Here is a 22,242-nt window from a genome sequence, read left to right on the forward strand (position 1 = left end):
CAAAGAAGCCATTTTAAATCGTGAGAGCCAAAGCTCAACGGGTATCGGTGAAGGAATCGCTATCCCGCATGCGAAAACGGCAAGCGTTATCAACCCGGCGATCGCGTTCGGACGTTCAAAAGACGGTGTCGATTATGAATCATTAGACGGCCAGCCGGCTCACCTGGTGTTCATGATTGCGGCGACTGAAGGCGCGAACAACACTCACCTTGAAGCATTGTCAAGACTTTCAACGCTGTTAATGCGTGAAGAAATCCGCAAGCAGCTCCTTGAAGCTGAGTCTGAAGATGCCATCATCGACATCATTAACCAGCACGATAAAGATGATGACGAAGAGGAAGAGGAAGAAGAAGCGGCACCAGCACCTGCCGGAAAAGGAAAAATCCTAGCGGTGACTGCATGTCCGACAGGTATTGCACACACATTCATGGCTGCGGATGCCCTTAAAGAAAAAGCGAAAGAGCTTGGTGTGGACATTAAGGTCGAAACAAACGGTTCAAGCGGTATTAAACACAAGCTGACTGCCCAAGAAATTGAAGATGCACCTGCAATCATTGTCGCAGCGGACAAGCAGGTTGAAATGGAGCGCTTTAAAGGCAAGCGCGTGCTTCAAGTACCTGTTACAGCAGGTATCAGACGCCCGCAAGAGCTTATCGAAAAAGCGATGAATCAAGATGCGCCGATTTATCAAGGCAGCGGCGGTTCTTCAGCTTCAAACGATGAAGATGGTGCGAGTGGAAAATCTGGCGGCGGCATCGGAAGTGCGTTTTATAAGCATCTGATGAGCGGTGTCAGCAACATGCTTCCGTTCGTAGTCGGCGGCGGTATCCTCGTTGCGATTTCATTCTTCTGGGGAATTAATTCTTCCAATCCGGATGATCCTACTTACAACACGTTTGCTGCAGCTCTTAAGTTTATCGGCGGTGACAATGCATTAGGATTAATTGTGGCTGTTCTTGCCGGATTCATCGCAATGAGTATTGCAGACCGTCCTGGTTTTGCGCCTGGTATGGTCGGCGGATTTATGGCTACTCAAGCAAATGCTGGATTCTTAGGCGGATTAATTGCCGGATTCCTGGCTGGTTATATCGTTGTTCTTTTGAAAAAAGCATTCGTCTTTATTCCGCAGTCACTTGACGGACTGAAACCTGTATTAATTTATCCGCTGCTTGGTATTTTCTTAACTGGTATTATCATGCGTTTCGTTGTGAATACACCGGTAGCAGCATTTATGGATTTCTTAACAAACTGGCTTGAAAGCCTTGGTACTGGCAACCTTGTATTAATGGGTATTATCTTAGGCGGTATGATGGCGATCGATATGGGCGGTCCGCTTAATAAAGCAGCCTTTACGTTCGGTATCGCGATGATCGATGCAGGCAACTATGCGCCTCATGCAGCGATTATGGCCGGCGGTATGGTTCCTCCGCTTGGTATCGCACTTGCAACAACAATTTTCCGAAACAAGTTCTCTCAGCGTGACCGTGAAGCAGGTATTACATGCTACTTCATGGGTGCTGCATTCGTAACAGAGGGAGCGATCCCGTTTGCTGCGGCTGATCCACTTCGCGTCATCCCAGCTGCTGTCGTTGGTGCAGCTGTTGCCGGCGGATTAACTGAATTCTTCCGTGTAACGCTTCCGGCACCTCACGGAGGAGTGTTCGTAGCCTTTATTACAAACCATCCGTTGCTTTACCTATTAAGTATCGTGATCGGTGCTGTCGTGATGGCAATTATCCTCGGCGTCGTTAAAAAACCTGTAACAGAGAAATAAGAAAAAAAGCGTCCTGATTCAAAAGGACGCTTTTTCTTTATCCTGCTCGCTGGAGCGCGGTTAAGTTATGTATTTTATTATCTTTTATGATAAAGTAAAAGAAGGGAAACAACTGACATAGCAATCGTCTAGGAGGAAACACTTTGACCGAGGAAAAAAACACGAAAACTGAAAAAACGGCGAAGAAAAAAACCAATACGTACTTGGAATGGGGAAAAGCGATTGTCATCGCGGTTCTGCTGGCTCTCCTGATCCGTCACTTTTTGTTTGAACCCTATTTAGTTGAAGGTTCATCTATGTATCCCACATTACATGATGGAGAAAGGCTGTTTGTGAATAAGACAGTCAACTATATCGGCGAGCTGAAGCGCGGAGATATCGTCATTATCAACGGGGAGACTTCGAAAATCCATTACGTAAAACGATTGATCGGAAAGCCCGGAGAAACCGTTCAAATGAAGGATGACACGCTTTATATAAACGGAAAAAAAGTAGCCGAGCCTTACTTGTCTAAAAACAAAAAGGAAGCAGAAAAACTTGGTGTCAGTCTGACAGGCGACTTTGGACCGGTTAAGGTTCCGAAAGGCAAATATTTTGTCATGGGAGATAACCGGCTGAATTCAATGGACAGCCGAAACGGGCTGGGACTGATTGCGGAAGACCGGATTGTCGGCACATCGAAGTTTGTCTTTTTCCCGTTTAACGAAATGCGTCAAACAAAATAAAAACGCCTTGCTGGCCTTTGGACAGCAGGCGTTTTTTAATTTGAAAAAGAAGCGACCAATGCAATGCATAATACAGTAATGAACACTGAACCGATAATGGCCAGTACACTGAAGAAAAGGTGAACCTGTTTGTTCTCTTTTCCGCGCTTTTCTAAAAGTCGTTTAGAGAAAATGTGCGAAAATATGTAAATTAGGGCTATTCCAATATATAGGCCGATATCTTTGGCGGTAAAGCCTGTTACGGCAAGGTAAAAACCCGTAAAAAAGATCAATAAACAGTATTCAGTAAGTGTTAAAAGCCTCAACGTGTTCCTCCATGAGAGTGTGTAATTTTCCAGCCGGATGCATTCTCTCTGTTCAATTGTAACATAGCCGGCCGGTTTGAGTGTATAAGTGTTTTCTCTCTTGTTTTATCAGGGAATCATTTCTCTTGCCCTGCATTCATGGTATACTTTTATTGATGATAGACATGATGGAGGATAATAAATGATTGCTGTAAATAATGTAAGCTTGCGGTTTGCGGATCGCAAGTTATTTGAAGATGTTAATATTAAGTTTACCCCAGGCAACTGCTATGGGTTAATTGGTGCAAATGGTGCCGGTAAATCAACGTTTCTGAAAGTGCTCTCAGGCGAAATCGAGCCTCAGACAGGCGATGTTCATATGAGTCCTGGTGAGCGTCTTGCCATCTTGAAGCAGAACCATTTTGAGTACGAAGAGTATGAAGTGCTGAAAGTGGTTATTATGGGCCACAAACGCCTGTATGAAGTCATGCAGGAGAAAGACGCCATTTACATGAAGCCTGATTTCTCAGACGAGGATGGAATTCGTGCTGCTGAGCTCGAAGGTGAATTTGCGGAGCTGAACGGATGGGAAGCGGAAAGTGAAGCTGCGATTCTTTTAAAAGGCCTTGGTATCTCAGAAGACCTTCATACGAAGAAGATGGAAGACCTTGGCGGTTCAGAGAAAGTAAAAGTGCTCTTAGCACAGGCATTATTCGGCAAGCCGGATGTTCTGCTGCTTGATGAACCGACGAACCACTTGGACCTTCAGGCGATTCAGTGGCTGGAAGAGTTTCTGATTAACTTCGAAAACACTGTTATTGTCGTATCCCATGACCGTCACTTTTTAAATAAAGTGTGTACGCACATTGCTGACCTTGATTTTAACAAGATCCAAATCTATGTCGGAAACTATGATTTCTGGTACGAATCAAGCCAGCTGGCGTTAAAGCTTTCTCAAGAAGCGAACAAGAAAAAAGAAGAGCAAATTAAACAGCTTCAAGAGTTTGTCGCTAGATTCAGCGCCAATGCGTCTAAATCTAAGCAGGCTACATCAAGAAAGAAACTTCTCGAAAAAATTACGCTGGATGATATTAAACCATCTTCCCGCCGCTATCCTTATGTTAACTTTACGCCTGAAAGGGAAATCGGAAATGATGTTCTTCGGGTGGAAGGCTTAACGAAAACAATCGATGGCGTAAAGGTGCTCGACAATGTCAGCTTTATTATGAATAGAGAAGATAAAATTGCTTTCACTGGCCGCAACGAATTGGCTGTTACTACGCTGTTTAAAATCATTTCCGGGGAAATGGAAGCTGACAGCGGAACGTTTAAATGGGGCGTTACGACATCTCAAGCGTATTTTCCAAAAGACAACAGCGAATATTTCGAAGGCAGTGATCTGAATCTTGTAGACTGGCTTCGCCAATATTCTCCTCATGACCAAAGTGAGAGCTTTTTACGCGGATTCTTAGGTCGCATGCTGTTCTCCGGAGAAGAAGTCCACAAAAAAGCAAATGTACTATCCGGGGGAGAAAAGGTTCGCTGTATGCTGTCGAAAGCGATGCTTTCTGGCGCTAATATTTTAATTTTAGATGAGCCGACCAACCATCTAGACTTAGAATCCATTACAGCGCTCAATAACGGCTTAATCAGCTTTAAAGGCGCTATGCTGTTCACTTCCCATGACCATCAGTTTGTACAGACAATTGCCAACAGAATTATAGAAATTACACCTAACGGCATCGTCGATAAGCAAATGAGCTATGATGAGTTCCTTGAAAATGCTGATGTGCAGAAAAAACTGGCTGAACTATACGCGTAATAAAAGAAGCAGAGATTCCTCTGCTTTTTTTTGATACATAGAGTTGAAAGGAGATCACAGCATGAAATGTTTAGTTGTCGGAGCAGGAGGAGTAGGCGGATATATTGGCGGTCGGCTTGCAGAGAAAGGCAATGATGTGACATTTCTCGTACGCCATAATAGAGCTGAGCAGTTAAAAGAAACCGGGCTTGTCATCCATAGTGAAAAGGGGGATGTATCATTTCAGCCCGCATTAATCAGTGCCGGAGAAACCGGGCATTTTGACATCGTTATCATTGCTTCTAAAGCATATTCACTTGGTCAGGTGATAGACGATGTCAAATCGTTTGTCGATCGCGAATCTGTCATTATCCCTTTCTTAAATGGGTACCGCCACTACGAGCAGCTGTTTACGGCATTTTCAAAAGAACAGGTGCTGGGCGGCTTGTGTTTTATAGAAAGTGCTCTAGACAATAAGGGAGAAATTCATCATACGAGTGCATCGCATCGTTTTGTATTCGGAGAGTGGAACGGTGAGCGTACGGAACGAATAACAGCGCTTGAAGAGGCATTTTCAGGCGTGAATGCAGAAGTCATTATCAGCGGGCATATCGAGAAGGACATTTGGAAAAAGTATCTGTTTATTGCGGCGCAAGCGGGGATCACAACGTTATTTCAAAGACCGCTTGGCCCGATCCTTGAGACAGAAGGCGGACGTCACACGGTCCAAACCCTTATTGCGGAAATTGGCGCTATTCTGCGAAAAGAAGGCGTTCCTGCAGATCCGGATCTTGAAGAAGAGAGCTTCCGTACGATGACAAGCATGTCTTATCATATGAAATCATCCATGCTTCGTGATATGGAAAACGGACAAACGACTGAAGGCGACCACCTGCACGGCTTTTTGCTTGAAAAAGCAAAGCGTTTATCTCTTGCAGCACCTATATTAGAAACGGTTTATGCCAATCTGCAAATGTATGAAGCAGAAAAATAAAAAGGAGGCGAAAAGCCTCCTTTTGTTTTATTTAAAAAGCCCAATTTCCGTTTCTGAAGATAGGCTCTCTTTTTCCGTCTGACGTAATTCCGTCAATATTCATATCCTTAGAACCAATCATAAAGTCCACGTGTGTAATGCTTTCATTTAAGCCTTCTTTAACAAGCTCCTCACGAGACATCTGTTTTCCGCCTTCAATGTTAAAGGCATATGCACTTCCGATCGCCAAATGATTTGACGCGTTTTCATCAAACAATGTGTTATAGAAAAGAATATTTGATTGTGATATAGGTGAATCGTATGGAACAAGCGCCACTTCACCTAAATAGTGAGAACCCTCATCTGTTTCCACCAGTTCTTTTAAAATGTCCTCACCTTTTTCGGCTTTAATATCGATTATACGGCCATTTTCAAACGTGAGGGTGAAGTTTTCAATAATATTTCCGCCATAGCTTAACGGTTTTGTGCTTGATACCACTCCGTCGACCCCGTCTTTTTGCGGAAGTGTGAATACTTCTTCTGTCGGCATATTGGCCATAAACTCATGGCCGCTTTCACTCACGCTTCCAGCACCAGCCCAAAGATGCTTCCTAGGGAGCTTAATTGTTAAATCAGTTCCTTCTGCTTGATAATGTAAAGCGGCATAATGCCTCTCGTTCAAATGGTCAACTTTTTCATGAAGATTTTGATCATGATTAATCCACGCTTGCACCGGGTTGTCTTCGTTTACGCGCGTCGCTTTAAAAATTTCTTCCCACAGAAGCTGAATCGCTTCCTCCTCTGATTTGCCTGGAAAAACTTTTTGAGCCCAGCCCGCTGACGCCGCACCTACGACAGTCCAGCTGACTTTGTCCGATTGAATATATTGTCTGTATGTATGTAATGCTTTGCCTGCTGCTTTTTGGAAGGCAGCAATCCGTTTAGAATCTACACCTTTTAGTAAGTCTGGGTTTGACGACACAACAGAGATGAAAGCGGCACCTTTTTTAGCAAGCTCTTCTCTGCCTTTTGCCTCCCATTCAGGGTATTCTTCAAAAGCTTCAAACGGCGCGAGTTCATATTTTAATTTGGCGACTTCGTCATCCTGCCAATTCACCGTGACATTTTTTGCACCTTTTTCATATGCATGTTTCACAATTAAGCGGACAAAATCCCGTACATCTGTTGAAGCATTTACGACTACATACTGGCCTTTTTGGACGTTTACCCCGACCTCTACAGCCAGCTGCGCATATGTATTTAATTTCTGTGAAAATGAATCCATGAATTATTCCTCCTTAAGCTTTTTTCTCATCATATCAAATATGATCCTATAAAGGAAAGAAAGGAGGCCAAAGTGAAAAACCCAAAACAACATGTCTTGGGTCTTTCGATATTACGGATGATTCAGTTTTACAGTGCCGCCTGCAGGCGAATGAGGCATATTTGCTAAAGAAATGCTCATGCCTCCAAGAATAATTCCGCTTAAAATGGCTGCGATCGCTACTCTTCTTCCTAAATCTCTTAGCATCAGTTTCCTCCTTAACGTTTCTCCATTTCCCACAATATGAAGGGAATGAGGAAAAAAGAAGCAAGAAATTTGCTGTATGTGAGATTTTTTTCAGGAAAAGACTATTTAACCGCCTTTTGAAGCTTATCAATCACTTCTAAAGAACGGCCGGTGCCGATTGCGACACATTCAAGCGGGGTTTGCGCCACGTGTACAGGCACGACAATCTCTTCTGTGAGCCATTCTTTAATCCCGTTAAGGAGCGCGCCGCCGCCTGTTAAAATAACGCCGCGGTCAACAATATCTCCGCTTAATTCAGGCGGGCAGTCCTCAAGTGTAGCTCTGATGGCTTCGAGAATATGGAGGAGAGATTCACGCATTGCATCTTGAATTTCATTAGATTGAAGCATAATGGTTTTTGGAAGGCCTGTCACGAGGTCGCGTCCCCGAATTTCCATTGCTTCAGGAACATGCTCAATCAGGGCATGGCCAATTTCCATTTTTACCTGCTCAGCTGTGCGTTCGCCGATCAGTAAATTGTATTTTTTCCGGACGAAAGAAACGATATCCTCATCAAGCTGGTCTCCGCCTATTCTGATAGAGTGGCAGGAAACAACGCCGCCGAAGGAAATAATCGCGACTTCCGTCGTCCCACCGCCGATGTCTACCACCACATTGGCAACCGGCTCATCGACCGGCAAATCCGCTCCGATCGCTGCTGCTACTGGCTCTTCAATTAAATGGACGTTTTTCGCGCCGCAATTTTTCACCGCATCACTGATGGCGCGGCGTTCTACTGCGGTTGAGCCTGAAGGTGTGCAAACGACTACGTTCGGTTTTCTGAACGACATGCCGATGCTTTTTGCGGCTTTTTTCATAATGTGTTTTAGCAGATCGGTTGTCATATCATAGTCTGCGATTACGCCATCTTTCATTGGTCTGACAGCGACAATTTTTCCCGGTGTTTTACCGATCATGTTTTTCGCGTCAGCCCCGATCGCAAGAACTGCTTTTGTCGTTGTATCCACTGCGACAACAGATGGTTCATTTAAGATAATCCCTTTATTTTTGCTGTAAACAAGTATATTAGCTGTTCCTAAGTCAATCCCGATTTCAGTTGATTGAAACATGTTTTCACCCAATCTTTATCCTGATTTTATATGATTCTACATTTAAAGTTTCTAAGAAATGAAGCGATTTTTGGGGGTGTGCGTCGGTAAAGAAATGTTTTTGTAAAAAATCGCGGAACTGTGTAACAGAAGTAATACATTTTTCGGTTTTATGGAAAAAATATCTTGTACTTCTTTATAGAAAGCGGGAAACTTTTTCTAAGTTTCGTACGTCTACGATATATTGAGGTACATCCTTAAACATTACATGAGAAAAGAAACATTTAAAGGAAGAAGGGTTTTTATGAAATCAATAGGTGTTGTAAGAAAAGTAGATGAATTAGGGCGTATTGTCATGCCGATAGAATTAAGACGGGCACTTGATATTGCTATAAAAGACAGTATTGAGTTTTTTGTTGACGGAGAAAAAATTATCTTGAAAAAGTACAAACCTCATGGCGTCTGTTTAATGACCGGAGAAATCACTTCAGAAAATAAAGAATACGGCAACGGTAAAATTACGTTAAGTCCTGAAGGTGCACAGCTGCTTCTCGAAGAAATTCAAGCCGCTTTAAAAGAATAATATCATGTTTGAAAAAGGCGGAGCGATATCATCTCCGTCTTTTTTCGTGCCAATTTCTGATTACCGCCCCTAAGATATGACATCATGAACATTAGGTAATGAATGATTTGGGATACTTTACATATTTTACTCAATTATTTGTCGAAGAATGGTACAATAAGTAGAGAAACACAAGCGGCAGGTGGTCATATGAGAAAATATCAAGCTCGTATCATTTCCATCATTTTGGCAATGATTTTTATAATGTTTTGGGATTATTTATTTTATTTTATAGGCAAAAACCCGATTAATTGGCCTGTTGATATTGTGTATACTGCAGTCACGCTGGTAAGTGTCTGGATGCTGGCTTATTATATTGATGAGAAACAGCAGCTGGTTAAGAAAATGAAGGATAATGAATGGAAGTATAAACAGCTTTCTGAAGAAAAAAACCGCATCATGGATAATTTGCAGGAAATCGTATTTCAAACGAATGCAAAAGGCGAAATTACATATTTAAACCAAGCGTGGGCATCCATAACCGGCTTTTCAATCAGTGAATGTATGGGAACGATGTATAATGATTACTTCATAAAAGAAAAGCACGTAGCCGACCACATTAACAGCCAAATTCAAAACAAAGCGTCTTCTGGCATGTTTACGGCAAAATACGTGAAAAAGAGCGGCACGATTTTTTGGGGAGAAGTTCATTATAAACTTTACTACGACCGAGATGACCAATTTACAGGCAGCCTGGGTACAATGTCAGATATTACTGAGCGGAAAGAGGCTGAAGATGAGCTCATTGAGATTAATGAACGGCTGGCGAGAGAATCTCAAAAACTGTCAATCACGAGTGAACTTGCCGCTGGCATTGCACACGAGGTCAGAAACCCTTTAACATCTGTCAGCGGTTTCCTTCAGATTATGAAAACACAATATCCGGACAGAAAAGGCTATTTTGACATCATCTTTTCAGAGATTAAAAGAATCGATTTGGTGCTCAGTGAGCTGTTGCTGCTTGCAAAACCGCAGGCGGTCACATTTAAAATGCATCAGCTCAACGAGATCCTGAAACAAGTCACGACATTGCTTGATACCAATGCTATTCTGTCCAATATCGTCATAGAAAAAAATTTCAAAGAGACAGATGGCTGTATGATTAACGGAGACGAAAATCAGCTGAAGCAGGTCTTTATCAATATCATTAAAAATGGGATTGAGGCAATGCCAAAAGGCGGTGTCGTAACCATTTCGACTGCTAAAACAGCCTCTCATGCAGTGATAAGCGTCAAAGATGAAGGGTACGGCATGCCGAAGGAAAAGCTGAAACAGATTGGCAAACCTTTTTATTCAACAAAAGAAAAGGGAACCGGACTCGGACTTGCCATTTGTTTGAGAATTTTGAAAGAACATGACGGGGAATTGAAAATCGAAAGTGAAGCTGGAAAAGGCAGCGTCTTTCAAGTTGTTTTGCCTTTAACTTCAGACAGCTGAGAGGGGAAAAATGAAGATGAACTCGCTTCTGTTTGTATACGGGACATTAAGAAAACATGAAGAAAATCATCATCTGCTTGCACAATCGGCATGTATCAGTGAGCAGGCCAGAACGAAGGGATGTCTGTTTGCTGCAAAAGAGGGGCCCGCAGCCGTTTTTGAAGATGAGGGCTATATATGCGGCGAGGTATATGAAGCAGATGAATTGTGTATACATAAGCTCGATCAATTTTATCAAGGCTATGATAAACAAACGGTGCTTGTAGAAACGGATGCCGGGATCAAAAAAGCGCTTGTTTATTTTATGAACAAAGACGAGTGTGCCGGCTTTCCGATAATAAGCAGCGGCGACTGGAAAGAACATCAGATGATCAGTAAATCGCAAAATCCTGTTTATTATTTTGCCTATGGGTCCTGCATGGACAATGCCCGCTTTCAAAAGGCAGGAGTCGATCACTATTTTCAAGATCCAGTGGGAAGAGCTGTTTTAAAAGGTTATACAACCCGCTTCACCCTAAAAAGGGAAGACGGCTCAAGAGCGGATATGATAGAAGACGGAGGAACAACAGAAGGCGTTTTATATCGTATTCCTTTCTCTGCTCTCTCCTATCTGTATAAAAGGGAAGGCGTTGAATCTCTTACGTATCGGCCGGCATTTGTAGACGTTGAGGCAGGCGGAAGGCGCTACACAGACTGCTTAACTTTTCTCGTCCTCCAAAAAGAAGCGGAAACTGCCCCACCTCAGCACTATCAGATTGAAATTGAACGCGGAGCGGAGCTGTATTTGTCACCGGGGTTTGCTGAAAAGCTCAAGCAGCATATGAATTCGCTTCCAAAAGGGTAACGAAATTAACACTGTTACAAAAGAATATGATAAAATTTGATCAATATGAAGTCAGGTAAAGGAGCACCATTATGAAAAAAGAATTTGCGGTAATTGGACTAGGCCGTTTTGGTGGCAGTATTTGCAAAGCATTAAGCGAAGAAGGCGTCGAAGTTATGGCGATGGATATCGATGAAGATAAAGTCAACGAGTATGCCAAGATCGCATCCCACGCCGTTATCGGTGATTCAACAGACGAATCTGTCCTGAAAAATTTGGGTCTGCGAAATTTTGACCACGTTATTGTTGCAATCGGAGAAAATATTCAAGCGAGTATTTTAACGACTCTCATTCTGAAAGAACTTGGCGTTCATACCATTACAGTTAAGGCACAGAATGATTATCACGAAAAAGTGCTGTCTAAAATCGGTGCAGATCACATCGTCCACCCAGAACGCGATATGGCAAAACGAATTGCACATAACATCGTGTCCAACAACGTACTTGATTATTTGGAGCTGTCTGAAGAGCATAGTCTTGTTGAAATCGTAGCTAACAGCCGTCTGGCTGGAAATACGCTTCTCGATTTAGATATTCGTGCGAAATACGGTATTAACATCGTAGCCATCAAAAGGGGCAAGGAAGTCATCGTATCACCTCTTGCGACGGAAGTTATACATCAAGAAGATATTCTCATCGTCATTGGATCAGTTACAGACATTTCCCGTTTTGAAAAAAGAGTTCTTCATACAAAATAGCAGTAAAACAAGCCGTCCCCAAAGGGCGGTTTTTAATATTATCAGAATATAACAACTTTAATGAAATGAGCGTCAATTTCCTAAAATTTTATTGACTAAGCATAGGCGTTCCGATAGCATATTGTACCATATAATAAAAAAGAGGAGGGGCCTATTTGAATAAAGAAGAGCTGGTCAATAGGCTGAATGCTTCAGCCCGAAGACAAAAAGCTGATATCGTCATTAAGAACGGAAAAATCATGGACGTATATAATCAAGAGTGGATATATGAAGATATTGCGATTACAGATGGAGTCATTGTAGGCCTCGGCGAGTATGAAGGCGAAAATATCATTGATGCAGAGGGACAAATGATTGTTCCGGGTTTTATTGATGGACATGTACATATTGAGTCATCAATGGTTACACCAATAGAGTTCGCTAAAGCGGTACTACCGCATGGCGTGACGACCGTTGTTACCGATCCGCATGAGATCGCGAATGTATCTGGGGAAAAAGGGATTGCATTCATGATTGAACAGGCTCGGCAAACACCGCTGAATATCCATTTTATGCTCCCCTCCAGTGTGCCTGCCGCAAGCTTTGAGCGATCAGGCGCAGTGCTCAAAGCTGCCGATTTAAAGCCTTTTTACGAAGAGGAAGAAGTATTGGGGCTGGCTGAAGTTATGGATTATGTGTCGGTTCAGCAGGCTGAAGAAGATATGGTTCAGAAACTGCTCGATGCCCGTGTTGCAGGAAAGCGGATAGACGGTCATTTGGCGGGTTTATCTACAGACCTCATTAACATATATAGAACCGCATTGGTCTTAAACGATCATGAAGTAACGACGAAGGAAGAAGCCCTTGATCGTATTAGAAGGGGAATGTATGTGATGATGCGTGAAGGGTCAGTCGCAAAAAACACTCTCAATGTGCTGCCGGCTGTGAATGAAAAGAACGCGCGCCGTTTCTTCTTCTGTACGGATGATAAGCATGTGGATGATTTATTGTCAGAGGGTAGTGTGAATCATCAGGTGAAAATGGCGATTCAAGCCGGACTAAATCCGTTTTTAGCCTATCAATTAGGAAGCCTTAACGCAGCCGAATGCTATGGATTAGATACAAAGGGAGCGATTGCCCCAGGTTTTGACGCTGATTTGCTCTTTGTATCTGATCTGGAAAACGTCACTGTCACAATGACGATGGTAAAAGGACAGACTGTTGCTGAAGGCAGCAAAGCAATCTATCAAGATTGTGCTTCAACGGCGGCACCAGAACCAGCACTGCTTGATTCTGTTAAGCTTGCTGCTCCTCTTAACAAACAGAATTTTTATATGCCGATTGATTCAAAGCAGCAGATCAATGTGATTCAAATCATTCCAAATCAGCTTGAAACACGATTGATACATGTCGAGGCACCTAATGCTCGCGATTTTGAGTCTGACATTGAGCTCGATTTGTTAAAGATTGCAGTTGTTGAGCGGCATAATGGTTTAAAAGAAATCGGGCTTGGTGTTGTGAAAGGATTTGGATTTAAGAGCGGAGCGATTGCTACAACCATCTCGCACGATTCCCATAATATGATTGCAGTCGGAACAAATGATGCCGATATCGCGGCTGCAGTTAATAAGCTGCAGGAAATTGGCGGAGGATTAACGGTCATAAAAAATGGAGAAGAGCTTCATTCAGTTCCGCTGCCGATCGCGGGGTTATTATCCGACCAATCTGCAGAACAGGTGAATCAAAGCTTACTGACGCTGCATGATAAATTGTCGTTAATCGGTTTCACAGGCGAGTTTAATCCATTTTTGACGCTGTCGTTTTTAGCATTGCCTGTCATTCCTGATATCAAAATGACGACAACGGGATTATTTGATGTAAAGTCATTTCAGCATATTGCATTGCAATAAAAAAGATGCACTCCAAAGTGAGTGCATCTCAGCATGTCGACAAACCCTCGCATTCGTTGTCAGGCCTGCGCTTCGGTGCTCACGAATTTCAACATTCGCTGTGCTCCGATGCTCGCCCTTCCTAGAATTCAAGGGTTTTCAATCACGCTGAAAAGATGACAAAATCCTAAAACTAAAAATCGTTTTAGGATTTTGTCAACAATCTAAGATGCACTCCTAAGAGAGTGCATCTTTTTTTAAACCTCCATAATGATCGGAAGGATCATCGGACGGCGTTTCGTTTTTTCATATAAGAACGGCGCAAGCGTGTCTGTAATCTCATTTTTGATTTCAGACCATTGAGTCGTTTTTCGTTCCATCACTTTTTGTAAGTGGTTTGAGATAAGCTCTTGAGCGTCATTGATCAAGTCGCCAGATTCTCTCATGTACACAAATCCTCTGGAAATCAAATCAGGTCCCGCTGAAATCTTAAAGCCATCCATGTCAATGCTGACAACCACAATGACAAGACCTTCTTCAGAAAGAATTCTGCGGTCACGAAGCACGATATTCCCAATATCACCGATACCGCTTCCGTCAATGTATACTGAACCAGACGGGATTTTGCCGGCAACTGAAGCTTCATCGCCTTTAAGCGCCAATACTTCACCATTATCCATGATAAAGCAGTTTTCTTCAGGGATGCCGCAATCTGTTGCAAGTTTGACATGCATCTTTTGCATTCTATACTCACCGTGAATCGGCATGAAGAATTTAGGCTTGATTAAACGAAGCATCAGCTTCTGTTCTTCCTGTCCGCCGTGACCGGATGTATGGATATCATTAAGAGGTCCGTGAATAACCTCGGCCCCCGCACGATACAGCTGGTTGATCGTCCGGCTCACGCTGATTGTGTTGCCTGGGATAGGGGATGAAGAAAATACGACTGTATCCCCAGGATTAATTGAAATCTGGCGGTGTGTGCCGTTTGCAATTCTTGATAATGCCGCCATCGGTTCCCCTTGGCTTCCTGTACATAAAATTGTTACTTTATTGGCAGGCAAACGATTGATTTCGTTATGCTCAATAAATGTATTTTTAGGACAGTTAATATATCCGAGAGTTTGTCCGATTTCGATAGCCGATTCCATACTGCGTCCAAATACGGCAACTTTTCTTCCATTTATTACAGCAGCCTCAATTACCTGCTGCAAGCGATGGATATTCGACGCAAATGTAGCGAAGATAATTCGGCCGTCTACCTTGCGGAAAATGTCATGAATGCTTTCTCCGACACGGCGTTCAGACATAGTGAACTCTGGGTTCTCACTGTTTGTGCTGTCTGAAAGGAGGCACAGAACGCCTTCTTTTCCGATTTCGGCCATTTTCGTCAAGTTTGCTGGCTCGCCGACTGGAGTAAAGTCGAATTTGAAATCTCCAGTATGTACGATGTTTCCTGGCGGCGTCTTTACAACTATACCGTATGAATCCGGAATACTATGTGTTGTTCTGAAGAATGACACAGCCGTTTTGCGGAACTTTACGATATCATCTTCACCGATAATGTTCAGTTTCGTCTGTCTTAATAATCCATGCTCTTCTAGTTTATTCCGAAGTAAGCCGATCGCGAGTTTACCGCCGTAAACAGGAATATTCACTTGTCTGAGCAGGTACGGAATACCGCCGATGTGGTCTTCGTGCCCGTGGGTGATAAAAAGCCCTTTAATTTTATCTTCATTTTTGACTAAATACGTGTAATCAGGGATAACGTAGTCAATGCCGAGCAGTTCATCCTCGGGAAACTTGATCCCCGCATCAATCAGCACAATTTCATCCTGAAATTGAACTGCGTACGTATTTTTACCGATTTCGCCCAAACCTCCGAGGGCGAAAACAGCAGTCTGATCATTTTTTACAAATTTCATACCGCTCATAACTCCAATACTTTAAAATTTTCGCTCTGTTGTTCATATTCTAAAAATGCACCATCAACAGGTGTGATAAACTCAATATTAAATTTCTTCTCTTTCAGCTTTGTTCTGACGTCACGTTCAGATACGCCTTCAACATAAAGTGAATCTGTCTTTTCCCGAACAGGTACTTCGTCAGCCTTTTCTTGATAAAATACCTTATAAATCATCCAAATCTCTCCTTAAATGCCGTATGTTAGACTCGCTTACTCTATTATATTCGAAAACGGAATATAAGGAAAGCCTTGAGCAAAATAAGGATCTCTCGAAAAGTGAAAGATCCCTTGTCAGGCAATGGCTTTCTTGCGGAGCATTCCGTTCCATTGCCTTCTGAGTTTCTTTCTTAATTTGCGCAGCATTTGTCAGTCCCTCCTTTTATAAACATTTGTCCAGAGTTCTTTTATACAAATAGTATACGGAGGTTGAGGAAGACTTTTCGTGGTTATTAATGGAATTTAATATGATTTTTGAATGAAATAGTTTGCTGAATGGCAATCTTTTTGTATGATGAGGGTGGGAATTGCAGATCAAGACGATAAAGGGGAAGTTACAATGGATTCAAAATTAATCTTTTTTGATATTGACGGTACGATATATGATCATGACAAGAATATACCGGATAGTACGAGAAAAACGGTAGCGGAGCTGCAACGCCAAGGGCATCATGTGTTTATTGCCAGCGGGCGGTCTCCTTTTTTGGTTAAGCCGATTTTGGAGGAGCTGGGCATACACTCATTTATCTCCTATAATGGGCAGTATGTTGTCTTTGAAAATCAAGTAATTTATAAAAATCCGCTGTCTGAGGAGGCAATCAGGCGATTATTAAAGCAGGCGGGAGAGGGCAAACATCCTGTCGTGTTTATGGCTGAGGACACGATGAAAGCGACTGTTGCGGATCACCCTCATGTTTTGGAGGGAATCGGCAGCCTTAAAACCGATTATCCAGAAACTGATGACCTTTTCTATGAAGGTAAAGAAATTTTTCAGCTTCTTTTATTTTGCCAGGATGAAGAAGAAAAAGCTTATGCCGCTTTTCCTGAATTTGATTTAGTGCGCTGGCATGAGTATTCGACTGATGTTCTGCCGCATGGAGGTTCGAAGGCGGAAGGGATCAAAAAAGTGATCGAGCGTCTACCGTTTGATATCAGCGATACATATGCTTTCGGCGACGGATTAAACGATCTGCAAATGATTGAGTATGTCGGGACAGGTGTAGCTATGGGGAATGCTGTTCCTGAATTGAAAGAAATCGCGGACTTTGTAACAAAGCCAGTAGACGAGGATGGAATTGCATACGCTGTGAAAGAATTAGGACTTTTAAAATAAAGAAACGGCTGGCACTGTGCCAGCCGTTTTTCTTTTTAGCGCTCAATCGCGATTGCATTTTCAGGTTCTTTGAAAGGATTCTCCTTATCAATATGATCATAGAACATAACGCCGTTCAAATGATCAATCTCGTGCTGAAACACAATAGCCGGAAATCCTTTTAAACGGATATCAATGTTTTCGCCTTCAAGGGTTGTTCCTTTTACTCTGACGCGAGCATAGCGGGGAACATAACCGGGAATCGCTTCATCAACAGACAGGCAGCCCTCGCCGCTTGTTAAGTAGCTTTTTTCAACAGAATGGCTGACGATCTTAGGATTAAACAAAGCATAGCTGTATAACTTACCGGAAGCATCTTCCGCATGAACAGCGATCATTCGTTTTTTGATATTAATTTGAGGAGCTGCGAGCCCTACGCCTGGACGCAGCTTGTATTTTTCGGCAAATTCCGGATTTTGGCTGTTCTTAACGAATTCGATCATGTCGGCCAGCTGCTGTTTTTCTGCATCAGTCGGAGGCAGCTCAACAGGTTCGGCTGTCTCTCTGAGGGCTGGATGGCCGTCACGTACGATGTTTTCCATAGTAATCAAGAAACTTCACTCCTAAAGCTTAATATGTAAATTATATCGGATTTCTTCACAAAGGTGCAACGAAACAAATGACCAGCCGAAGATGGCTGGTCAAGTTCAAGCTGTGTAATTAGCAACAGCCTCCGCCTAAATAAGCAGCTCCGACAATGATTAACAGAATGAATAAAACAACGATTAGCGCAAAGGTGCGGCCGTAGCCATAACCGCCATATCCGTAACCACCATAACTGCAGCAGCCTCCGCCGTAACCATATCCATACATATTACAAAACCTCCTCTTTTAATTACGCCAGAGCCTTTAGAAGTAGGCATAGCGTCTACTATAACCTATGTAAAAACAAAAAAGTTGTATGGTCATCTGTCCTGATTTTTCATTTTTTGATTTGATTTCAGAGCTGCCTCATACAGGTACAGCTATTGCCAAACGTCCCCATGGATTTTATAGTAGAAACTGTCAAGATTGGGGGATTTAACGTGAAAGACGCAATAAAACGGCGGCCTGGAATGAAAATCGGAGCTTTTTGTGCGATGACACTGATATTAACAGGATGCATGGGACAAGACCCGGTTGATTCACTTCATCATTCATTAGAAAAAGCCGCGGAATCGGAAAAGCCGTTTCTAGAAGAACAGAAAACGCTCGAAGAATTAGAGGCGAAGGAAAATCAGCTTTACGATGATGTTATGAAGCTCAATATGGATGATTATAAAAAAATTGTTGCTTTATCTAACGAAGCGCTAGAAAATGTCAGCAAGCGTGAAGAACATCTGAAGATTGAAAATGACAGCATCAAAAAATCGGAATCAGAATTTGAGGAAGCAAAAACGTCTGCTGAACAAATTAAGGATAAACACATAAAAGAAAAGGCTGATGCCGCAGCAAGCCATATGAAGAAGAGATATACATCATACGGCTCCATGTATGAAGAATATAAAAAAGCGCTTCAACTTAATAAAAAGCTGTATATGCAGCTGAAAGATAAAGACTTGGCACGAGATGATCTGGACAAGCAGATCGATAAAGTCAATGCTTCTTATGAAAAGGTCCTTAAATACAGCGGAGAATTTAATGAACAAACAGAAAAATATAATAATGCCCGGGAAGATCTATATGATGCCGCAGGCTATCACGTGAAAAAGAGCTGACTTTGAACAGCTCTTTTTTTTAATAAACGCGACGCCAATTTCATTCAAAATTTTCATTTCTATTGTAGTACAGTGTAGTGGTGTATACTAGTACAGTTTTGGGTACAGCTGGCATCTGTTTTTTTATTGAAAATGTAAAGCGAATACATTTATTGAAAATCAGCGATGAAAACGATTGACGGCTCTTCTTTATTTGGTGTAAACTAATCCATGTTAAGCGGTGTTGTATTAGTTTTTTACAACTTCGAAATAATACAGTTCAAAGCAGAGTGTAACTATCCTACATAAAGGTTTTGGCAAACTGGGGATCGGCTAAAATATATACGACTTACTGCTAATACTTTAGGGTACCCTAAGTTTGTATGTATAAAAGGAATGCACGTCTAATGACTGTTTAAAAGAAAGGAAGAGGTGACTTAGTATGGCTGCAAAAACGAAAAAAGCTATCGTTGATAGTAAAAAGCAATTTGATGCCATTAAGAAGCAGTTCGAAACGTTCCAAATTTTAAATGAAAAGGGAGAAGTCGTGAATGAAGCGGCGATGCCTGATTTAACAGATGATCAATTAAAAGAGCTAATGCGCCGCATGGTATTTACGCGTGTGCTTGATCAGCGCTCTATCTCATTAAACCGTCAAGGACGTCTCGGATTCTACGCTCCTACTGCGGGTCAAGAAGCTTCTCAGATTGCAACGCATTTCGCGCTTGAAAAAGAAGACTTTGTTCTTCCTGGATACCGTGATGTGCCTCAGTTAATTTGGCACGGCCTTCCATTATATCAAGCGTTTCTTTTCTCTCGCGGACATTTCAGAGGAAACCAAATGCCTGATGATGTGAATGCCCTTTCTCCACAAATCATTATCGGTGCTCAATACATTCAAACTGCCGGTGTTGCGCTAGGTCTTAAAAAACGCGGTAAGAAAGCTGTCGCAATCACTTACACTGGTGACGGCGGAGCTTCACAAGGGGACTTCTACGAAGGAATTAACTTTGCCGGCGCTTATAAAGCACCTGCAATCTTCGTAGTACAAAACAACCGCTACGCGATTTCAACTCCGGTTGAAAAACAATCTGCGGCTGAAACAATTGCACAAAAAGCAGTAGCTGCAGGTATTGTCGGCGTACAAGTAGACGGAATGGATCCGCTTGCTGTATACGCTGCAACTGCTGAAGCACGCGAGCGCGCAATCAACGGCGAAGGCCCGACACTGATTGAAACACTTACATTCCGTTACGGCCCGCACACAATGGCTGGTGACGATCCGACTAAATATCGTACAAAAGAAATCGAAAATGAGTGGGAACAAAAAGATCCGCTTGTACGCTTCCGTGCGTTCCTTGAAAACAAAGGCTTATGGTCTGAAGAAGAAGAAGCAAAAGTAATTGAGGATGCGAAAGAAGAAATTAAACAAGCGATCAAAAAAGCTGATGCTGAGCCGAAGCAAAAAGTAACTGATTTAATGAAAATCATGTACGAAAAAATGCCTCACAACCTTGAGGAGCAATTTGAAATTTATACACAGAAGGAGTCGAAGTAAGCCATGGCGCAAATGACAATGATTCAAGCAATCACGGATGCGTTACGCACAGAACTGAAAAATGACGAAAATGTCTTAGTTTTCGGAGAAGACGTTGGTGTTAACGGCGGCGTATTCCGTGCGACAGAAGGATTGCAAAAAGAATTCGGTGAAGACCGTGTGTTTGACACGCCACTTGCTGAATCTGGTATCGGCGGTCTTGCCCTTGGTTTAGGCTTAAACGGCTTCCGTCCGGTAATGGAAATCCAATTCTTCGGATTTGTTTACGAAGTAATGGATTCAGTTTCTGGCCAAATGGCTCGTATGCGCTACCGTTCTGGCGGACGCTGGACTTCACCTGTAACAATTCGTTCTCCGTTCGGCGGCGGCGTTCATACTCCTGAGCTTCACGCTGACAGCTTAGAAGGTCTTGTTGCACAACAGCCTGGTATCAAAGTTGTTATTCCATCAACTCCTTACGATGCCAAAGGACTTTTAATTTCTGCGATCAGAGACAATGATCCTGTTGTTTTCTTAGAGCACATGAAGCTTTACCGTTCTTTCCGTCAGGAAGTTCCTGAAGAAGAATACACAATTGAGCTTGGTAAAGCTGACGTAAAACGTGAAGGTACTGACCTTTCAATCATCACTTACGGCGCAATGGTTCATGAATCATTAAAAGCTGCCGAGGAGCTTGAAAAAGACGGCATTTCTGCTGAAGTTGTCGACCTTCGCACTGTAAGCCCGCTTGACATTGATACAATCATCGCATCTGTAGAAAAAACAGGACGCGCGATTGTTGTTCAAGAGGCACAAAAACAAGCCGGAATTGCTGCAAATGTAGTAGCAGAAATTAATGACCGTGCGATCTTAAGCTTGGAAGCACCTGTACTTCGCGTGGCTGCGCCTGATACAGTATTTCCTTTCTCTCAAGCGGAGAGCGTATGGCTTCCAAACCATAAAGATGTTCTTGAAACAGCAAGAAAAGTACTTGAATTTTAATCAAACTGCATAATCGAGAGGGAAGATGAACGTTTTCCCTCTATTATATATCTGTTTCAATGCTTACGTTGTAAACTTTAAAATTGCTTAATCAAACTAGGAGGTCGAGAACTGTGGCATTTCAATTTAAACTTCCAGATATCGGGGAAGGTATCCACGAAGGCGAAATCGTAAAATGGTTTGTCAAGCCTAACGATGAGGTAGATGAGGATGATGTACTGGCTGAAGTCCAAAATGATAAAGCAGTAGTAGAAATTCCTTCACCTGTTAAAGGAAAAGTATTAGAATTAAAAGTTGAAGAGGGAACGGTTGCAACTGTTGGACAAACGATCATTACGTTTGATGCACCTGGTTACGAAGACCTTCAATTTAAAGGCAGCGAAGAGTCAGATGATGCGAAAACTGAAGCACAAGTTCAGTCAACAGCAGAAGCTGGACAAGACGTTGCGAAAGAAGAGCAAGCTCAAGAGCCTGCAAAAGCAACTGGCGCAGGACAGCAGGATCAAGCTGAAGTTGACCCGAACAAACGCGTGATCGCTATGCCTTCTGTACGTAAATATGCTCGTGAAAAAGGCGTAGACATCCGTAAAGTTACTGGTTCAGGGAACAACGGACGTGTTGTAAAAGAAGATATCGACAGCTTTGTAAACGGAGGAGCGCAAGAAGCTGCGCCGCAAGAAACAGCTGCACCACAAGAAACAGCTGCTAAACCGGCTGCTGCACCAGCTCCAGAGGGCGAATTCCCAGAAACACGCGAAAAAATGAGCGGTATCCGTAAAGCAATTGCGAAAGCGATGGTTAACTCTAAACACACAGCTCCTCACGTAACGTTAATGGACGAAGTGGACGTAACAAACCTTGTTGCACATCGTAAACAGTTCAAACAGGTTGCTGCTGATCAAGGAATCAAGCTGACTTACTTGCCTTACGTTGTAAAAGCTCTTACATCTGCACTGAAAAAATTCCCTGTTTTAAACACGTCAATTGACGATAAAACAGAAGAAGTAG

The 22,242-nt window shown here is 42.6% G+C and carries 22 protein-coding genes; 14 read left to right on the forward strand and 8 right to left on the reverse strand.

Features of this window, described 5'->3' with window-relative positions:
* Both RAC86_RS17575 and sipT read left to right on the forward strand, forming a co-directional pair.
* A partial coding sequence (locus tag RAC86_RS17575) for a PTS fructose transporter subunit IIABC (RefSeq protein ID WP_377885907.1) occupies nt 1-1,774 on the forward strand: 1,774 nt, incomplete at its 5' end.
* 143 nt (nt 1,775-1,917) lie between these two features.
* The gene (sipT, locus tag RAC86_RS17580; protein ID WP_014113644.1) at nt 1,918-2,499 is read left to right on the forward strand and encodes a signal peptidase I sipT; all 582 of its coding nucleotides are present in this window, start codon (nt 1,918-1,920) and stop codon (nt 2,497-2,499) included.
* Between the two features lie 35 nt (nt 2,500-2,534).
* Here the strand turns inward: sipT and RAC86_RS17585 are convergent, their stop codons facing one another.
* A complete protein-coding gene (locus RAC86_RS17585; protein ID WP_003222329.1) occupies nt 2,535-2,804 on the reverse strand; it encodes a hypothetical protein in 270 nt (89 codons plus the stop codon).
* 181 nt (nt 2,805-2,985) lie between these two features.
* Here RAC86_RS17585 and RAC86_RS17590 point away from each other — a divergent pair, with 181 nt between their 5' ends.
* Together RAC86_RS17590 and RAC86_RS17595 are read left to right on the forward strand one after the other, a co-directional pair.
* The gene (locus RAC86_RS17590; RefSeq protein ID WP_014113645.1) at nt 2,986-4,605 is read left to right on the forward strand and encodes an ABC-F family ATP-binding cassette domain-containing protein; all 1,620 of its coding nucleotides are present in this window, start codon (nt 2,986-2,988) and stop codon (nt 4,603-4,605) included.
* Nucleotides 4,606-4,666: 61 nt separating this feature from the next.
* Nucleotides 4,667-5,578, forward strand: coding sequence for a ketopantoate reductase family protein (locus RAC86_RS17595; protein ID WP_014113646.1), 912 nt, complete (start codon nt 4,667-4,669; stop codon nt 5,576-5,578).
* Between the two features lie 31 nt (nt 5,579-5,609).
* Here the strand turns inward: RAC86_RS17595 and RAC86_RS17600 are convergent, their stop codons facing one another.
* From RAC86_RS17600 to mreBH, 3 genes are all read right to left on the reverse strand, one after another.
* On the reverse strand, nt 5,610-6,842 hold the full coding sequence (locus RAC86_RS17600) for an aminopeptidase (protein WP_072566215.1): 1,233 nt from the start codon (nt 6,840-6,842) through the stop codon (nt 5,610-5,612).
* Between the two features lie 111 nt (nt 6,843-6,953).
* Nucleotides 6,954-7,088 (reverse strand): protein YkpC, encoded by a 135-nt coding sequence (locus RAC86_RS17605; RefSeq protein WP_003238865.1) that lies wholly within the window; start codon nt 7,086-7,088, stop codon nt 6,954-6,956.
* A 101-nt stretch (nt 7,089-7,189) separates the two neighbouring features.
* Nucleotides 7,190-8,197 carry a cell shape-determining protein MreBH gene (mreBH, locus tag RAC86_RS17610; RefSeq protein ID WP_014113648.1) on the reverse strand — a complete coding sequence of 336 codons (1,008 nt, stop codon included), beginning with the start codon at nt 8,195-8,197 and terminating at the stop codon, nt 7,190-7,192.
* 283 nt (nt 8,198-8,480) lie between these two features.
* Here mreBH and abhA point away from each other — a divergent pair, with 283 nt between their 5' ends.
* The 5 genes from abhA to ade all read left to right on the forward strand — a co-directional run bounded on the left by abhA (nt 8,481) and on the right by ade (nt 13,705).
* Nucleotides 8,481-8,759, forward strand: coding sequence for a transcriptional regulator AbhA (abhA, locus tag RAC86_RS17615; RefSeq protein WP_041520942.1), 279 nt, complete (start codon nt 8,481-8,483; stop codon nt 8,757-8,759).
* Nucleotides 8,760-8,948: 189 nt separating this feature from the next.
* On the forward strand, nt 8,949-10,235 hold the full coding sequence (gene kinC / locus RAC86_RS17620) for a two-component sensor histidine kinase KinC (protein WP_072566216.1): 1,287 nt from the start codon (nt 8,949-8,951) through the stop codon (nt 10,233-10,235).
* 16 nt (nt 10,236-10,251) lie between these two features.
* The gene (locus RAC86_RS17625) at nt 10,252-11,079 is read left to right on the forward strand and encodes a gamma-glutamylcyclotransferase family protein (RefSeq protein ID WP_072566217.1); all 828 of its coding nucleotides are present in this window, start codon (nt 10,252-10,254) and stop codon (nt 11,077-11,079) included.
* Between the two features lie 71 nt (nt 11,080-11,150).
* Entirely contained in the window at nt 11,151-11,816 is a 666-nt protein-coding gene (gene ktrC / locus RAC86_RS17630) for a Ktr system potassium transporter KtrC (protein ID WP_003222311.1), read from the forward strand.
* Nucleotides 11,817-11,971: 155 nt separating this feature from the next.
* Nucleotides 11,972-13,705 carry an adenine deaminase gene (gene ade / locus RAC86_RS17635; protein ID WP_061187389.1) on the forward strand — a complete coding sequence of 578 codons (1,734 nt, stop codon included), beginning with the start codon at nt 11,972-11,974 and terminating at the stop codon, nt 13,703-13,705.
* Nucleotides 13,706-13,941: 236 nt separating this feature from the next.
* Here ade and rnjA read toward each other — a convergent pair whose 3' ends face one another.
* Together rnjA and rnpZA are read right to left on the reverse strand one after the other, a co-directional pair.
* The gene (gene rnjA / locus RAC86_RS17640) at nt 13,942-15,609 is read right to left on the reverse strand and encodes a ribonuclease J1 (protein ID WP_061187390.1); all 1,668 of its coding nucleotides are present in this window, start codon (nt 15,607-15,609) and stop codon (nt 13,942-13,944) included.
* Nucleotides 15,610-15,614: 5 nt separating this feature from the next.
* On the reverse strand, nt 15,615-15,824 hold the full coding sequence (gene rnpZA, locus RAC86_RS17645; protein ID WP_014113654.1) for an RNA polymerase subunit omega 1: 210 nt from the start codon (nt 15,822-15,824) through the stop codon (nt 15,615-15,617).
* A 382-nt stretch (nt 15,825-16,206) separates the two neighbouring features.
* Between rnpZA and RAC86_RS17650 the strand changes: the two genes are divergently transcribed.
* A complete protein-coding gene (locus RAC86_RS17650; protein ID WP_014113656.1) occupies nt 16,207-16,980 on the forward strand; it encodes a Cof-type HAD-IIB family hydrolase in 774 nt (257 codons plus the stop codon).
* 35 nt (nt 16,981-17,015) lie between these two features.
* On the opposite strand, the gene def is transcribed toward RAC86_RS17650, so the two are convergent.
* Entirely contained in the window at nt 17,016-17,570 is a 555-nt protein-coding gene (gene def, locus RAC86_RS17655; protein ID WP_072566218.1) for a peptide deformylase, read from the reverse strand.
* 109 nt (nt 17,571-17,679) lie between these two features.
* Nucleotides 17,680-17,832, reverse strand: a complete 153-nt coding sequence (locus tag RAC86_RS17660) for a YjcZ family sporulation protein (RefSeq protein WP_003222298.1) — start codon at nt 17,830-17,832, stop codon at nt 17,680-17,682.
* A gap of 212 nt (nt 17,833-18,044) precedes the next feature.
* Here RAC86_RS17660 and RAC86_RS17665 point away from each other — a divergent pair, with 212 nt between their 5' ends.
* The 4 genes from RAC86_RS17665 to pdhC all read left to right on the forward strand — a co-directional run.
* Nucleotides 18,045-18,716 carry a YkyA family protein gene (locus RAC86_RS17665; RefSeq protein ID WP_014113659.1) on the forward strand — a complete coding sequence of 224 codons (672 nt, stop codon included), beginning with the start codon at nt 18,045-18,047 and terminating at the stop codon, nt 18,714-18,716.
* Between the two features lie 421 nt (nt 18,717-19,137).
* On the forward strand, nt 19,138-20,253 hold the full coding sequence (pdhA, locus tag RAC86_RS17670; RefSeq protein WP_003222294.1) for a pyruvate dehydrogenase (acetyl-transferring) E1 component subunit alpha: 1,116 nt from the start codon (nt 19,138-19,140) through the stop codon (nt 20,251-20,253).
* 3 nt (nt 20,254-20,256) lie between these two features.
* On the forward strand, nt 20,257-21,234 hold the full coding sequence (gene pdhB / locus RAC86_RS17675) for a pyruvate dehydrogenase complex E1 component subunit beta (protein WP_014113660.1): 978 nt from the start codon (nt 20,257-20,259) through the stop codon (nt 21,232-21,234).
* 113 nt (nt 21,235-21,347) lie between these two features.
* Nucleotides 21,348-22,242 (forward strand): pyruvate dehydrogenase complex dihydrolipoyllysine-residue acetyltransferase (gene pdhC / locus RAC86_RS17680; RefSeq protein ID WP_377885908.1); only part of this gene is annotated, 895 nt, incomplete at its 3' end.

This window comes from Bacillus sp. LR_5, from assembly GCF_042709275.1.

Bases quoted from the DNA above. Each gene is read 5' to 3' on its own strand.
- RAC86_RS17590 (WP_014113645.1), top strand. From the start codon at position 2,986: ATGATTGCTGTAAATAATGTAAGCTTGCGGTTTGCGGATCGCAAGTTA.
- RAC86_RS17595 (WP_014113646.1), top strand. From the start codon at position 4,667: ATGAAATGTTTAGTTGTCGGAGCAGGAGGAGTAGGCGGATATATTGGC.
- RAC86_RS17600 (WP_072566215.1), bottom strand. From the start codon at position 6,842: ATGGATTCATTTTCACAGAAATTAAATACATATGCGCAGCTGGCTGTA.
- RAC86_RS17605 (WP_003238865.1), bottom strand. From the start codon at position 7,088: ATGCTAAGAGATTTAGGAAGAAGAGTAGCGATCGCAGCCATTTTAAGC.
- mreBH (WP_014113648.1), bottom strand. From the start codon at position 8,197: ATGTTTCAATCAACTGAAATCGGGATTGACTTAGGAACAGCTAATATA.
- abhA (WP_041520942.1), top strand. From the start codon at position 8,481: ATGAAATCAATAGGTGTTGTAAGAAAAGTAGATGAATTAGGGCGTATT.
- kinC (WP_072566216.1), top strand. From the start codon at position 8,949: ATGAGAAAATATCAAGCTCGTATCATTTCCATCATTTTGGCAATGATT.
- RAC86_RS17625 (WP_072566217.1), top strand. From the start codon at position 10,252: ATGAACTCGCTTCTGTTTGTATACGGGACATTAAGAAAACATGAAGAA.
- ktrC (WP_003222311.1), top strand. From the start codon at position 11,151: ATGAAAAAAGAATTTGCGGTAATTGGACTAGGCCGTTTTGGTGGCAGT.
- rnjA (WP_061187390.1), bottom strand. From the start codon at position 15,609: ATGAAATTTGTAAAAAATGATCAGACTGCTGTTTTCGCCCTCGGAGGT.
- rnpZA (WP_014113654.1), bottom strand. From the start codon at position 15,824: ATGATTTATAAGGTATTTTATCAAGAAAAGGCTGACGAAGTACCTGTT.
- RAC86_RS17650 (WP_014113656.1), top strand. From the start codon at position 16,207: ATGGATTCAAAATTAATCTTTTTTGATATTGACGGTACGATATATGAT.
- RAC86_RS17660 (WP_003222298.1), bottom strand. From the start codon at position 17,832: ATGTATGGATATGGTTACGGCGGAGGCTGCTGCAGTTATGGTGGTTAC.
- pdhA (WP_003222294.1), top strand. From the start codon at position 19,138: ATGGCTGCAAAAACGAAAAAAGCTATCGTTGATAGTAAAAAGCAATTT.
- pdhB (WP_014113660.1), top strand. From the start codon at position 20,257: ATGGCGCAAATGACAATGATTCAAGCAATCACGGATGCGTTACGCACA.